Source organism: Acetobacter farinalis, assembly GCF_011516935.1.
Taxonomy (GTDB): Bacteria; Pseudomonadota; Alphaproteobacteria; order Acetobacterales; family Acetobacteraceae; genus Acetobacter; species Acetobacter farinalis.
Genome location: NZ_WOTF01000020.1, coordinates 20759 through 35474 on the forward strand (window position 1 = coordinate 20759; position 14716 = coordinate 35474).

General features: G+C 59.7%; 11 protein-coding genes and 1 pseudogene. 4 read left to right on the top strand and 8 right to left on the bottom strand.

The features are described 5' to 3' along the window. Positions 1-32: 32 nt before the first annotated feature. From GOB82_RS11320 to GOB82_RS13570, 4 genes are all read right to left on the bottom strand, one after another. Entirely contained in the window at positions 33-647 is a 615-nt protein-coding gene (locus GOB82_RS11320; protein ID WP_166123142.1) for an SCO family protein, read from the bottom strand. Between the two features lie 3 nt (positions 648-650). After that, on the bottom strand, positions 651-3491 hold the full coding sequence (polA, locus tag GOB82_RS11325) for a DNA polymerase I (RefSeq protein ID WP_166123145.1): 2841 nt from the start codon (positions 3489-3491) through the stop codon (positions 651-653). Positions 3492-3621: 130 nt separating this feature from the next. Then, a complete protein-coding gene (locus GOB82_RS11330; RefSeq protein WP_377791864.1) occupies positions 3622-5856 on the bottom strand; it encodes a protein-disulfide reductase DsbD family protein in 2235 nt (744 codons plus the stop codon). Between the two features lie 109 nt (positions 5857-5965). After that, positions 5966-6088, bottom strand: coding sequence for a hypothetical protein (locus GOB82_RS13570; protein ID WP_265794587.1), 123 nt, complete (start codon positions 6086-6088; stop codon positions 5966-5968). On the opposite strand from GOB82_RS13570, the gene GOB82_RS11335 reads away from it, so the two are divergent. After that, positions 6087-7187 carry a glycosyltransferase family 61 protein gene (locus tag GOB82_RS11335; RefSeq protein WP_166123147.1) on the top strand — a complete coding sequence of 367 codons (1101 nt, stop codon included), beginning with the start codon at positions 6087-6089 and terminating at the stop codon, positions 7185-7187. The genes GOB82_RS13570 and GOB82_RS11335 overlap by 2 nt on opposite strands. A 17-nt stretch (positions 7188-7204) precedes the next feature. Here GOB82_RS11335 and GOB82_RS11340 read toward each other — a convergent pair whose 3' ends face one another. Both GOB82_RS11340 and GOB82_RS11345 read right to left on the bottom strand, forming a co-directional pair. After that, positions 7205-7786, bottom strand: coding sequence for a thioredoxin family protein (locus GOB82_RS11340; RefSeq protein WP_166123149.1), 582 nt, complete (start codon positions 7784-7786; stop codon positions 7205-7207). A 255-nt stretch (positions 7787-8041) separates the two neighbouring features. Next, positions 8042-8257: a zinc-finger domain-containing protein gene (locus tag GOB82_RS11345; RefSeq protein ID WP_166123151.1), complete on the bottom strand. Its 216-nt coding sequence runs from the start codon at positions 8255-8257 to the stop codon at positions 8042-8044. Between the two features lie 53 nt (positions 8258-8310). On the opposite strand from GOB82_RS11345, the gene GOB82_RS11350 reads away from it, so the two are divergent. Beyond that, the gene (locus GOB82_RS11350; protein WP_265794586.1) at positions 8311-9468 is read left to right on the top strand and encodes an alpha/beta fold hydrolase; all 1158 of its coding nucleotides are present in this window, start codon (positions 8311-8313) and stop codon (positions 9466-9468) included. A gap of 138 nt (positions 9469-9606) precedes the next feature. Here GOB82_RS11350 and GOB82_RS11355 read toward each other — a convergent pair whose 3' ends face one another. Further along, positions 9607-10440 carry a lytic transglycosylase domain-containing protein gene (locus GOB82_RS11355; RefSeq protein ID WP_166123153.1) on the bottom strand — a complete coding sequence of 278 codons (834 nt, stop codon included), beginning with the start codon at positions 10438-10440 and terminating at the stop codon, positions 9607-9609. Positions 10441-10970: 530 nt separating this feature from the next. Further along, the gene (locus tag GOB82_RS11360) at positions 10971-11456 is read right to left on the bottom strand and encodes a DUF4410 domain-containing protein (protein ID WP_166123155.1); all 486 of its coding nucleotides are present in this window, start codon (positions 11454-11456) and stop codon (positions 10971-10973) included. A 376-nt stretch (positions 11457-11832) separates the two neighbouring features. Between GOB82_RS11360 and GOB82_RS11365 the strand changes: the two genes are divergently transcribed. Both GOB82_RS11365 and GOB82_RS11370 read left to right on the top strand, forming a co-directional pair. Next, complete coding sequence (locus tag GOB82_RS11365; protein WP_166123157.1) at positions 11833-12525, top strand: helix-turn-helix domain-containing protein; 693 nt, start codon at positions 11833-11835, stop codon at positions 12523-12525. Between the two features lie 830 nt (positions 12526-13355). Continuing rightward, positions 13356-14435, top strand: a pseudogene (locus tag GOB82_RS11370) (IS5 family transposase). Positions 14436-14716: the final 281 nt, after the last annotated feature.

Below are 14716 nucleotides of genomic sequence, written 5' to 3' on the forward strand. Positions count from 1 at the left end.
TCCTTTGTGGCAAGGGGGCGCTTTTCAGAACATTATTTTTCGGGCGGCATGATTTTCTTCAAGGCATCCGCCATGGCTTCCGCACTCAGGGTGGCGTCAACAGTTCCGGCATATCGGGTGTCCGGGTTCATGATGACAAACCGGGGAGACATGCGCATGGCATAAGTCCACTCCGGGTCAGAAACTTTCTCAACTGTTGTATGGTACTCTTTTGCAAGGTCAGCCAATGGTCCGGGGGCAGCAGTGCCGGCCACAACGCGGGGGCTGATGCTGGAGCCATATTGCCGCAGGCGATCGGCATCATCACGGTCCGGGTCAAGGCTTACAAAAATAATGACAGCGTTCCGCTTGCCGGGGTCGACCGTATCCAGTGCGGTGGACATTTTTGTAAGAGCGGGTGTGCAGGCCTCTTCCGCGCAATGCGTGGCCCCGAACAGCACTGCCATCCACCGGCCCCGGAAGGTCTGGTCTGTCATGGTGCCGGTGGTTGCGTCCATCAGGCGGAAGGAGCCGCCCACTTCATTGCCGTATGTATCCAGCGTCGGACCATAGCGCAGGGCAATGCGGGTGCCGACATAGCCCACCACACTGGCCATAGCCAGAACGCTGGCGGCCATCAGTGCAAATCGTTTTCCTGCTGGTGTCATGGGTTAATGCGCCTCTGCCCAGTTACTGCCAATTCCTGTTTCAACCACCAGCGGCACGGACAGGGTTGCCGCTGCTTCCATCACACCGCGCACGAGTTCGGCGGTGGCCTCGGCTTCGTCCGCGCTGGCTTCAAACAACAGTTCATCATGCACCTGAAGCAGCATGCGGGCGGAAAGCCCGGCCTCTTTCAGGGCATGCGGGAGCCGCACCATGGCGCGCTTGATGATGTCCGCAGCGCCGCCCTGAAGAGGGGCGTTGATGGCCTGCCGCTCCGCATATTGTCTGCGGGCAGCACTTTGTTCGTGAATGCCCGGAACATAGCAGCGCCGCCCGAACGGGGTGAGCACGTAGCCTGTGGCACGGGCCTGTTCGCGCATGCGCTCCATATAGTCCCGAATACCCGGATAGCGGGCAAAGTAGGCATCGATATAGGCGCGGGCCTCCCCGGCGGGAATGCCGAGCTGCCGCGCCAGCCCGAAAGCGGAAATACCGTAAATAATCCCGAAATTGATGGCTTTGGCGCGGCGGCGTGTCAGGCTGTCCATCCCTTCCAGAGGAATGTTGAACACTTCCGAGGCCGTACGGGCGTGAATATCCTGCCCCAGCGCGAAGGCTTCCCGCAGGGCGGGAATGTTGGCCACATCCGCCAGCAGGCGCAGCTCGATCTGGGAATAGTCGGCAGAAATCAGTTTCTTGCCCGGCGGTGCGATAAAGGCCTGACGGATACGGCCCCCTTCTTCCGTGCGGATGGGGATGTTCTGCAAATTCGGGTCATTGGAAGAAAGCCGCCCGGTGGAGGTGATGGCCATCTGGAAGGACGTATGCACCCGGTCATCCACCGTGGCCTGACGCAGCAGGGCATCCGTGTAGGTGCTTTTCAGCTTGGCAAGCTGCCGCCATGCCAGCACGCGGGCGGGGAGGTCATGCCCCTGGTCCGCCAGATCCTGCAGGACGGAAGAATCCGTGCTCCATGCGCCGGCTTTGCCGCGTTTGCCGCCCTTCAGGCCCATTTCGTCAAACAGGATTTCACCAAGCTGGCGCGGGGAGGCCACATTGAAATCCCGTCCGGCGGCGTCATGGATACCTTTTTCCATGACAGCCATGCGGCTGGCAAAATCTTCGGAAAGGCGGCCCAGCTCGGCGCGGTCTATCGCAATGCCGACTTTTTCCATCCCGGCCAGAACCGGGGAGAGGGGGCGTTCGAGCTGTTCATACAGCGCCAGCGCCTCCGTGGTGCGCAAGGCGGGGTGCAGCACAAACCACAACCGCAGCGTGACATCGGCATCTTCCGCCGCGTAGGGCGTGGCGCGGGCCACGGGCACCTGTGTGAACGGAATGCGGTTGCGGCCGGTGCCGGTTACGCTGTCATAACTGATGGGTGTGTGGCCCAGATGCAGGGTGGAGAGTTCATCCATGCCCTGCCCATGCTGCCCGGCGGACTGCGCATAGGAGATCAGCATGGTGTCATCCACCGGTGCGATGGTGGTGTAGTCCAGCCCCGCGTGGTCAAACACCAGCAGGTCAAACTTGGCGTTCTGGAAGATTTTCAGGACAGAAGGGTCTGTCAGCAGCGGGCGCAGGATGTCCAGCGCGGCGCCGGGTTGCAACTGCGTGCCTGCGGGTTCTTCCAGTGTGCCTTCGTGCCGTAGAGGGATGTAGCAGGCTTTGCCCGGCGCTGTGGCCAGAGAAATGCCCACCATATTGGCGTGCAGCGCGTCCAGCCCGTCCGTTTCCGTATCAACAGCGCAAATCCCGGCTTCCTGTGCGGCACTCACCCATTTCTGAAGTTCTTCTGCCGTGCGCACGGTGTCATACGGGCCATAGGCCGCGCTCAGGGCGGCAGCGGCTCCGGCGGAGTGGCCGGGGGCAGGCTGGCCTGCTGTGGTGGCTTCCGCTCCGGGGGTCTCAGGTGTGGCGCTGTTGACAGAAGCATGCGCCGTGGCGCGGGCCGCGCGGTGGGCATGTGCGCCGGACGGGTGCCCGATGCCCAGACGGCTGAGCACGGACCGGAAGCCCATGCTGTCCAGCCAGTCCGCCAGATCCAGCTTGTTCAGTTCCCGAACGCCAAGTTCTTCCACCGGCATGGGCAGAGGGACATCCCGCGCCAGTTCCACCAGCCTGCGGGAGATGCGGGCGGCCTCGGCATGTTCAAGCAGCATGTCCCGCCGCTTGGATTTTTTCATGTCCGGGGCGGCGGCCAGCACGGCTTCCAGCGTGCCGAATTCGTTCACAAGGGCGGAGGCGGTCTTGGGGCCAATTCCGGGCACGCCGGGCACGTTATCCGTGGGGTCTCCCATCAGGGCCTGCACATCCACCACCTTATCGGGGGTGACGCCAAATTTGGCTTCCACTTCCGGTGCGCCAATGGCGGTCTGCTTCATGGGTTCCAGCATGCACACGCCGGGGCCGATCAGTTGCATCAGGTCTTTATCAGAAGAGACGATGGTGCATGTCCCGCCCATTTTCCGCACGGCGGTGGCGTAGGAGGCAATCAGATCATCCGCTTCCCAACCCGGCAGTTCAATGGCGGGGACATTGAAGGCCCGCGTTGCATCCCGGATCAGGGAAAACTGTGGGCGGAGGTCTTCCGGCGCTTCGGGCCGGTGGGCTTTGTAGCTGGGGTAAATTTCCGTCCGGAATGTCTGCCGCCCTGCATCAAAAATAACCGCCAGATGCGTCCCCACATGTTCGCGCAGCAGGCGCGCCAGCATGTTTGTAAACCCGTAGACAGCGTTAACCGGCACGCCATCCGGGTTGGTCATGGGGGGGAGAGCGTGAAAGGCGCGGAAAATGAAGCCGCTGCCATCCACCAGCACCAGGTGGGGCGTATCTGTGTTGGTCATGAAACTCTTGCAGGCAAAGGCCGGAAAAGGTGAGACGGATGGACAGGGTGGGATACGCGCCCCCACCTGGCCTGTCTAGCATACAGGGCCGCAAAGGATGCCTGCAAGGCGACGGGGGGAGCCCTGCGGATTACTCACCCACCGTGCGCAGAACCAGCCCCGGTGTCAGGATCTGTGGCAGCACAACCTCCGGCCCGTGCGCGGGCACATACAGGTAGAACGGCACGCCATCACGCCCGTGGGCGTGCAGGAACGCGCCGATAGCCGGGTCATGATTGGTCCAGTCTCCCCGCAACACGGTCACACCATGTGCCGCAAAGGCGGCCTGTGTTGCCGGGGTGTTCAGCGCAACCCGTTCATTGACAAGGCATGTGATGCACCATGCGGCTGTCATATCCACAAAAACGGGTTTGCCAGCGGCATGCAGTTCAGCCATCCGGGCTTCGGAAAAAGGTTCCGTGCCTTTGGCGAGGCCAGAGGTCAGGCTGCCACCCGGTGCGGGGGCAGCGCTCTGGTGGCGCAGGGCAGGAACCAGAGCAAGAGCCGCCAGCAGCCCCAGCAGCCCCAGCCCGTGCAGTGCGGTGCTGGTGCGCGTGTGGCCTTCCTGTATCAGCTTGACCTGCGCCACGCCGTAAATCCATCCGGCAAAGCTGAGCAGAACCAGCCCGGTGGCCAGAAGCAGCACCACAGAGGCTCCGCCTTCGAGCGATGCCACCCATAGCAGCCACACGCAGGAGCCAAGCAGCGGAAACGCCAGAAACTGGCGCAGATACTGCATCCATGCCCCCGGTTTGGGCAGGCGCGCCGCCAGCCCCGGCACGGTGGTAAGCAGCAGGTAGGGTGCTGCCAGCCCCAGCCCCATGGCGGCAAAAACAATCAGCCCCATGGCGGGCGGGCCGGAAAGTGCTCCGGCAATGGCAACCCCCATGAAGGGCGCGGTGCAGGGTGTGGCGACAATCACGGCCAGAATACCGGTCGTGACATCATGCCAGTGGCCGTGCGTCGCGTTGGCGAGGGACTGCCCCGCCGTGACGGGCATGAACTCAAACACTCCGAGCAGATTAAGCGCCATGACGAAGAGCAGCCATGTCACCAGCGTGACAAACAGCGGAGACTGGAACTGGAAGCCCCAGTCAGCCGCGGCTCCGGCCAGCCGCAGGCTCATCATCAGCCCGCCAAGCGCCAGAAAGGTGAGCATCACGCCCAGACCATAGCAGGCGGCACTGGTAACCTGCGTACGGCGTTCAGCTTTACCCAGCCGCGCGAGAGAGAGGGCTTTCATGGCCAGAATGGGAAAAACGCAGGGCATCAGGTTCAGGATCAGGCCGCCCAGAAACGCAAACACCACCTGCTGCAGGAACCCGGCCTGAGCCAGCCCGCTGCCAGCCGTTGTTCCCCCCGCCGCCCCGGCGGCCGGGGCAGCGCTGAGGGAGAGGGCGCGCTCATTGCCCGCAGCATCTTTCAGGACCAGCACGCCACTCAGGGGCTGGGTGGGGGCAAACTCAGGCAGGCGTTTCAGGTGAAGCCGCACCACGCCCGTCTGGATGGAAACTTTCTGGTCAGCCGCCTGATCAATCAGCCCCGGTTTGCCCGGCATGAACCAGGCATCCTGCACGGATTGTGCGGAAAGACCGTCTCCTTTGACCTCCAGAACCCCCTCTGCGGAGAGTGTGGCGGCGTAAGGGGAGGGGACTGGCGTGGCGTCCGCCGCCGCGGCGAACAGGGGCGCTTCTGCGGACGGGTGGGGCGGGCCTGCCTGAAGCGTAACCGTCAGGTCCGCTTCTTCCGGCACGCAGACATTTTCACACACAAGCCAGTTTGCATGCGCTTTCAGCCGTGTGCTGCCGGTGTTCCCCTGTGTCGGCGCTCCTGCTGCGGCGTCCGCCGGATGCAGCGGCAGTTCCATCGGCAGGACGACATCCCCCGTATAGGCGTAGGACATCAGGGAGGCGTCCGGAATCCGGTGCGGGGTGGGCCACTGAATGGTGGATGTGCTTCCGCGCGCTGCCCCCTCTGCGGTGACGGTAACGGTTGGCGCTTCTCCCGCATCTCCGGGGTTGAGCCAGTATGTGTGCCAGCCGTTCTGTAATTTCAGCCGCAGGGCAACATGCAGCGGCGTGTGTCCGTCTGTTGTGTCACTGTCGGTTATCAGGGTGGCCGTGCTGTGCTCTGTCGAAACGGGTGCGCTCTCCGCCGCTTCGGCCCGCTGCCATCCGCCACCCAACCCCGCGCCACCCAGCGTGGCCCCCACGGCACAGAGCATAACCATGGCCCGCAGGCCGCGTGCCATGCGGTGTGCCAGCACGGAGGGCGCCTGTGCGGCGGCAAGGGGAGAAACAGACCAGAAGGGGGGTAAACGACGCATCAACACATCTCTGGAAGGAAAGGAGTGGGGGAAGCAGACCGCAGCACGGGCACGCCAGCCAGCGCATGATAAACGCAGTGTAGCATGATCCGGTTCTGACACAGAACAGTCAGCCTGCATGCGGGAAGCTGGAGGGAGACGCCAGAAGAAGACCTCTGATACGGAATACGGTATGGCACGATGGGAACAGGGCCAGCGTGCCGGAGAACCACAGGGAAGAGCGGGGTGTCATGGGCTTTTTCAGGAAACTGTTTGGAAAGAAAGAGAACGCGGCAGCCGTCAGCCTGAAAGAGGCCGCAAAAAGCGTGACCGTTCTGGAAACTGTTTCAGCAGCGCCTGCGGCACTGGCGCTGGGGGGCAGAGCGCCGCAGGGAGAGGAGTCCCTGTTCCGGGGGTGGGCGTCCGACCCGGCCACGCTATGCCTGTATGATCTGCGGGATGTAGTGCTTGACCGCTCCCTGATGGTTTTTCTCAAAGACGGTAAACCCATTCTTGAAACATCCTATCTACAGGACCCTGCCGCCGTTGCGGCCCTGAGCATTCGCCCGCAGGATCTGGTGGAGGTGCCGGACAAGGGCGGGCCTGCCGCCGCCTGTTTTGACCATTGGGATTCCAATTATTACCACTGGCTGGCCCATACGCTCCCGACGGTGCATGCCCTGCGCAAAGCAGGACACGGGGCGGCACGCCTCATCCTGCCGGCTGGTTTGCGCCCCTGGCAGGCGGAAACACTGGCCCTGTCCGGGTTTGATGCGCAGCAGGGCATTCCGACCGAGCATGGCAAGCAGTATGCCTTTCGCCGCGTCCTGTACGCTGATTATGTGCGTGGCGCTGCGGATTTTTCCGTCTCGCCTTTGTCTCAGGCGGCGTATCGCTCCCTTGTTGCGGGGCAGGCTCCTTCTGGCCCTGAAGACCTGCGCATTTTTATTGAGCGGGGAGCCGCCGGTAACCGCAGAATTCCGAACGAGGCCGAACTGACAGCCGCCCTGCAGGCGCGGGGTTTTCTGTGCGTTCGTCCGGAAACCATGACGGTTGCGGAGCAGATACGCCTTTTCAGCCGGGCGAGACTGGTGGTGGGGCAATTGGGCGCCGGGATGGCCAACAGCGTGTGGTGCCAGCCGGGAGCCGTGGTTTTTGAGCTTGTGCCCGAACATCACCAAAACCCCTGTGACCTTCTGCTGGCCATGCAGGCGGGCCTGCACTACTGGGGCAAGCTGATGCCGACAGGCCTGCAGGAGGAAAACCATACAGCCCAGTCCGAACAGAGGCTGGACATTGCCTCAGTCCTGCACGAACTGGCGCTGATTGAGCAAAGCCTTCCCCCTCTCTGAGTGCGGCGCGGCTCTGTTCAGGAGCGTTTGGACCACTCAGCCAGCTTGTCCACCACGGCCTGACCGGACATGCGGCGGGCATTGCCCAATGTCAGGGTTTCTTCCGCATTCAGAACCTTGCCTTCCGGCGTGACAATCAGGGCGACGGGAATAGCTTTCACAACGATCCCAAACTTTTTGGCGATATCAGTGTTTTTGTTAAAATGATCGACATTGACAGAAACAACCGAGAACGTCTGCTCAACCCAGGGGCTGACTGCCGGATTTGCCAGCACACCCGCCAGAACACGGCAATCCGGGCACCAGTTGGCGCCAAAATCAATCAGCACGTTCCGGCCTGTTTTCCGGGCTTCCGCAAAGGCGGCGTCCACGGCGTCATGCGCCTTTTCCGGCTCATCATAAGGGTGCGCGATGGCCGTGATCGGCGCTGACCCAATCTGGGGAACGGGGAGTTGCGCTGTGCCTGAGGCGCCCTGCGTTGCGGCAGAGGCACCCTGCGCCAGAGCAGACTGCGGCGCGGCAAGGGAGAACACGCCTTGGGCCGGGAGTGCCAGAGCCGTTGTCAGAAACAGGGTGCGGAAGAATGTGGTGCGGCGCATGAAAAACAGATCCTTGCTTAACAAAAACGGTTTCCCGGTCAGAAGGCATGTAAACTGCACAAGCGTGGTGGAGATTGCCGGGAGAGCCTTCCTTTCAGGCTCCCGGAGAGCGTGCCACACAGCAAGGCTGCCGCTGATACGTCCGCCATTATTGAGCGAAGGCCATAAATGTCAATAAAATACGGATAAAAATTATACTACATAAACGAATGGTAAATTATAATCGCATTAGGCTCTGTAAGGATCATCAGGCTTTCAGTGAGCCCCGTCTTCTGAGGCCCCGGGCTGAAGAACAAACAGGCGGGAGCAGTAAGGGCAGACAGTCTGATGCCCGCCAATAACCAGCCAAACGCGAGGGTGCCCCAAGGCTCCCAAGCCGCCGTCACACGCCACTTTACGCTGATCGACAACGATTGTTTCCACATGCCCCAGCCGGGGGCGCGGGACGGGGTTGATCGCTTGAGTACGCATGCTGACATATCCTTACTGGCGCAGATCTACGGAGGATGATACCGGGTTAAACCGTGAGTTTCCATGCTTTCTTCCTTCCCATCCGCGTGAGTGGGGCTGTCCGTTTCCTGCTGGCACGGTGTGTACAGCTTTATCTGGCAGGGCGCAGGCCGTACGGGCTGGCTGCTGCCCTGCTGCTGCTTCTTCCGGCCTGCACCACAACACTTCCGCCAGTGCCGAGACCTCCGGCGCGGTTTGCGGACCTTGGCCAGCTTGTGCCGCCACAGAAAATATTTGTGCTGTCTGATGGCGCAAGGCTACCTGCCCGTGTGTGGGCTCCGTCCGGCCCGCCGCGCGCGCTCATACTGGTTCTGCACGGATTTAATGACAGCCGTGATGCGTGGGAGGGGCCAGCACCGTTTTTCACGGCGCAGGGGTTTCTGGTGGTTGCTCCAGATCAGCGCGGGTTTGGTCAGGCTCCGTTACGGGGCGGCTGGGCGGGCACAGAGCGCATGGTGGCTGATGTAAAGGAGATCGTGCATCAGCTTCAGGCCCAGTATCCACAATTGCCGCTTTATCTGGCCGGAGAGAGTATGGGCGGTGCTGTGCTGATGTTGATGATGGCGCAGCCCGATGCTCCTCACGTGGCAGGGACACTCCTCGCGGCTCCTGCTGTCTGGAATTTTGGTAAAATGGCAGGGTTGCCCTTGCGGGTTCTGTCCAGCCTGTTCCCGCGCGCACTTGTCACCGGGCGGGAACTGCCCGTGCATGTCGTCGCCAGTGATAACATGATGGCGCTTGCCCGCCTGTATTATGACCCGCTGACCATACGGGCCACCCGCCTTGAAGCGTTGCAAGGGCTTGTCGGGATGATGAAGCAGGCTGCCATCGCGGCCCCCCGGCTGCATGGCCCTGTGCTGTGCCTTTATGGGGATCAGGATCAGCTCGTGCCGCCGTCCGCCATGGGAGCTGTCTGGCGGGATGTCCCTGCCAGCGTCCGGCTGGACCTTATTCCCGGAGGACACCATCTGCTGCTGCGGGACCGGCATGGTGACCGTGTCATGCGGGATATGCTGAGCTGGATGACACACCCCGGAACATGGTTGCCCTCGGGGGGAGACAGCGCCGCTGCCACGTGGCTCGCGGCCGGAGAGGGAGAAAGCCCTCTGGAAAAGCAGGATGCCCTTCTTCCTGTTCTTCCGGCGGCACTGGATAACCTGGCTCCGCCTTAAGCGTGGTCTTCAAGCCCCGATAACCACGAGTGCGGCAGCGGGGCGACATCTGGGGGATGACAGGCAGTCAGCCTGTCTGCCAGCTCTTCACTCAGCCACTCAAATCATGCGGGCACTTTGCTTTCAGGCACTCAGCCGTCAGGCGGGCAGAGCCGTTCCGTTATCAATGGCCTGCAGATTGGTGTCCACCTTCTTGATATAGTCAGGATCTCCAAGCCCTGTGGTGGTGATGTTGGCGTTCGCGGTGTCAACACTTCCTTCACCGGAATTGTAGGCCCGTTCAGCCAGATCCCAGCTTCCGTATTTTGCGTGTTCATCAGCCAGAAGATCCGCACCGGCTTCAATATTGGTTGCCGGGTCGGACAGGGATTTCCCCTGCAGATCAGGGTGTTCGTGCTGAAGCTGCTGGAACGTTGCCGGGTTGAGCTGCATCAGCCCGCCGTCAGTCAGGCCATTGCCGCCATTGGTGGTGGCCGCCCCGGCCTGCCCGCGGGATTCATCCCAGATCACCGCGGCAATCCGGTCTTCCGGCACGCCACTTGCTTTTGAGGCCGCCTGAATATCAGCAGCGTATTTGCTCAGTTCCGTCGGAATTTTGCTCTCACCTGCATCCGGCTGCGCTGTGCTGGTGCTGGTTGAGCCGGAAGAGGAACCGGAGGGCGTGCCCGAGGAAGGAGCATTTCCGCCGGGCTGGACCGATGCAGGATAATTCTGGGCACTCTGTGCGGGAGCCTGCGCCGCAGGCGGCGTTGTGTCGTGCGGTACCGGGGCGGCTGTGTGTGCTGGCGTGGTGATGCTGGCTGGCGCACTGGCCGCGCCGCTTCCCCCTGCATCAGCAGAGAGCACGGTCTGAATTTGCTTTTCCCACTCTTCAAGAGCCTGCTTATAGCCCGGATTATTTCCGGCGGCCTGTTCCAGTTGGGAAATCTGGCTGGCAAAAGGATTGGAAGCTGAAACGGCGGCGCTGGACATGAGGTGGGCTCTCACAAATAAGGCATCAAAAACACAACCGCAGTCTGGGAAAAGAAACACAGAGATTCAACGTAAGTTTTGTGAAGAATTGAAGTCCGGGCTGTGATCTCGCAAACCGTACCGGTTAGGCCGCAGCAGTGTGCATTGCCGCGCTACCGAAAGCCGTCGCATACCTCTTGCGTGTAACTTCGCCCATAAGACGCGTCTTCTCTCAGGTCGGATTGTAGCTTGTCGTCCTGTCCGAGAATTCAGGACCACCTCTGGTTTCCAGAGTAAAATGCATAAGGGACAAAAAGCCTGATCTGAAGTGTCGTAGGGAAGGAGATGTCTCAGACGTAGTCCGAGAAACGATCCTATGCGGTGATGTCACGGGTGAGTAAGGCAGCCTTGCGCAGTCTGTGCCAGAAGCCCGTGTGTTGCGCGCGGATCTGAGACTGTTCTGCAGCCATTCAGGGTCGCCCAGCGGTCGCCCCTGAATGGCTGATGTCGAAAATCACGCCTCAGATCAATATTTCTGTCATGTGAAATGTCTATATTCTGTCCCACAGTGACTGAGGCGGCTTAGGATATGCCCATCCCTGACTGGAGAAGTATCGGGCGAGTTCTTCGTCAATACGTAATGTCGTCTGTTGCGCTTCTTGCCCCAAGCCCTGTCGCAAAGTGCCTGGCATGCCGAGCAAGGGGCCTATCATATGCACGGCAGTGCCAGCAGAGCCTGCTGCGGACGCAATACCAAAACCTGCGCCGGGCATGGCCCCGGTTGTGCTGTTTGTCGAAAATGTCAATAATTTTTGCTTGTCTGCATTTGTTGTTGAGAGTGTGGTAGACACCAGAAGTCGTGCCTTACCGGCACCATACCCGACCAGAAGACGTGCAACCATGCTCCCGCTCCGGACTTGAGTAATGGTGCATTGGAGGTTCAGATCCGCAGCCTGTCCGCGCTGAACAACGACCAGATTACGCTGGGCCAGAAGATGTGTGAGATCCTGCATCAGGTTAGATTCAGCGATCTGCACGTCGTGAGCATGTCCCGCGATTCGTTTGACCTTTCGGGGTACAGGGCTGGTATCTGATACAGTCACCGAGATGCTGTGAGGGGGTGGGAATGTGGTGGGAGGCGCTGTCATCGCCTCGTTGACCACATGCGTTCCGGCACACCCTGCCAATAATGGCAGGCAAAAGAGAAGGACCAGAAAGTCCCGCGTTAAACGAGTGTCTGAAGGGTGCTTATTCATGAGGCGACTATCGCCACTGGCCGGAAGACCCGCTATCAGCATAGGGTCTTAATTCATTCGTTTTGGGCCAATCATGCGACAGTCACCCCCGGAGAGCAATGTCGAGCCCCTGCAGCCGGACGATATGATCCGGGCACGGACAGATCGTGACCTGAGTGTGACCAGTCCCCTGCATGCTCATACCTGCGGAGAGCTCTACGCTATTCAGAAGGGGCATCTACTTTCAACGTCTGAAGATGCACGCTGGCTCATTCCCGCTGGTCAGGCCTATTGGGTGCCAGCCGGAACGCTGCATGGCGGGGCGCTGTCCAATGTGTCCGGCATTCGGGTATATGTTTCAGTTGAGATGACGCAAAAAAAATTTCCGAATATAGCTACCGTATTTGGTACTACGCCTCTGATTCTTGCAATAATGGAACGCTGGGGAGAGGAAGCTCGGCATGGCGTACCAAAGCGCGTGCTCGACAGCCACAGACTCATGGTAATGCTTGATGAAATGACACGCAGCATCGCACGGCCCCTCATTTTACCTATTCCGAAGCATCCGATAATGCGTCTGGTCATGGCGGAATGGTCAACGGAGTGCGATGAACGTGCCAGTCTTGATGAACTGGCCAGCCGCTGCCACATGTCACGGCGGACATTCACCCGTCACTTTCGTGAAGAAACCGGCCTTTCTCCGGGCGTGTGGATGCAGATTGCACTTCTTTTGCGTGGTTACAGCCTTATGGCTTCAGGCGCGTCTATCACTGAAACAGCCTTTCTGCTTGGCTATGATAGCGCAACGAGTTTCTTCAACCTCTGCCGTCGGTTCACCGGTATGAATCCCAGTGATCTGGCTCAGACATAATTCACTCTGTTCTGGCAACGGACACGTCCAGCCCGCCGTTGGAGCACCTTTGCCAGCAGATAAAACGGAGAATGTTTTATAGAGCCTGTCTGAATAGATACCTTTACAGTCTATCTGTTAGATATACCATGCTGGAATGAACGCTCCCCTGACTGACTTTCTTCTTCATATGGGTTATGATTTTAGCTGTCAGGTTGTGAGACATCATGAAGCACGTCGATGAAATCCGCGATTATGCCAATAACGTCTCACAACCTGATAGTTAGATCTGAGTGTATGTAGGCAATGGTGTATATTAACGTAAGGGTAGCAGTATATAGCCTATAACTCTCGTAAGTAATGAGGATTTTTAGAGGAAACTCGTTAACTTTTCTGATATTGGCTGGATTCTGAACTTATCCTGTGAAATTCAGACTGCTGTATACGGAAAGGCAGGCGTCAGGCGGTGGTGCCCCCTTGGCTTCTGAGGAGAGCCGGTCGCGCCAGAGCGCGCCATGGTGCCCGTGGACGAGTGAGCCCTCTTCTTTTTCTTGAACTTGAGCAGATATCCGGAAAAAAATCCCGGAACAGGCGTAAAGCGTGGGTAATGCCACAAGGACGTTCAAAAATGCCTCGGCATCGCCACCAACCACGATATGATGCTTACGACCAACACTCTTCTTGTCGGTATCATAACCATATATTTGTGCGTGGGGCTTTGTGATGCTCTGAGTGTTAATGATGCAGCTGCTGGACTGGCATCCCGTCCAGCAGCTGGAGACCCGCAAAAACCGTTAGCGTTTGGACGGCTATGGTGATTCATTGAAGTTACGCGATCACGGAGGCCTGCTATGGATCCCAAGTCCCTGTTCAGTTTGAGCGATCACCTTGATGCGTTGAGCAAAGAGGGCGATCCGCTCGAGGTTTTGCAGGAGACGGTGGATTTCGAGTATTTCCGGGCGTGGCTGGTCGAAGGGCTTGGGTATGGCGACGGTAGCAAAGGCGGCCGCCCACCATTCGATCCGGTGATGATGTTCAAGGCCCTGATCCTGCAGGCGCAGCATAATCTGTCAGACGCCCGGATGGAGTTCATGATCCGCGATCGGCTGAGTTGGTTGCGATTTCTGGGGCTGTCGCTCGGGGATCGAACGCCGGACGAGAACACGATCCGGCATTTTCGCAATCGCCTGACCGAAACGGGAACGCTCAGGCGGGTGATGAAGGCCTTTGACTGGCAACTCCGGAAGAAGGGCTACATTCCAATGTCCGGGCAGATCGTGGACGCCTCGCTGGTGCCTGCGCCAAGACAGCGGAGCACCGAAGGCGAACGCGAAGCGATCAAGTCGGGGAAGAGCGCCAGAGACATTTGGCCGGACGAGCCGAACAAGGCAGCACAGAAGGATACCGACGCGCGCTGGACACTCAAGGTCGGCGGGAAAGTCCGGTATCGGGCAGATGGGACGCCGCTCCCCATGATCGCGCTGCCGGTCTTTGGCTACAAATCCCACATCAGCATCGACCGACGCTTCGGCTTCATCCGGGGCATGGCGGTGACTTCGGCGTCAACGGCGGACGGACGCCTTCTCCGGCAGGTCGTCAGCACGGACAATACCAGTTCCGAGGTCTGGGCAGACAGTGCCTCTTGATCCAGGCGCAACGAGAAGTGGCTGTCGGATCAGATGCTCTCGTCCCGTATTCATCGGCGCAAACCCATGGGCAAGCCGATGTCGAAGGCAACCGCGCGGGCCAATGCCGCCAAATCCTCGATCCGTGCGCATGTTGAGCATGTCTTCGCGCATCAGAAAAACCGGTTCAACCTGTTCATCCGCACCATCGGCCTCGCCCGCGCTGAGGTGAAACTGACCCTTTGCAACCTAGCCTACAACTTCAACCGCCTGATCTTCCACGAGCGTCGAGAAAATGCAGGCTGACTCTGCCTGCAAGTCAGCAAAACTGGCGGAATTAACTCCGGGCATCATGGAAATTGGTCCGAACGATGCCTTTGGGGCCGCCCCGCAGGCTCGACGTCATCAAGTCAGTCCGCTTCGCCAGAAATTACCCGGTTTTTGCGGGTCTCCAGCTTTGCCACTGGAACACCGCATGGACTTGTAACGGTTTTGTGCCGGTCATCTGAGCGTTTTAAGCTTGTATCAGGAGACCGACGAAACCATGAAACATACGGAAGATTTCAAGCGCGAGGCCGTGAGGATTG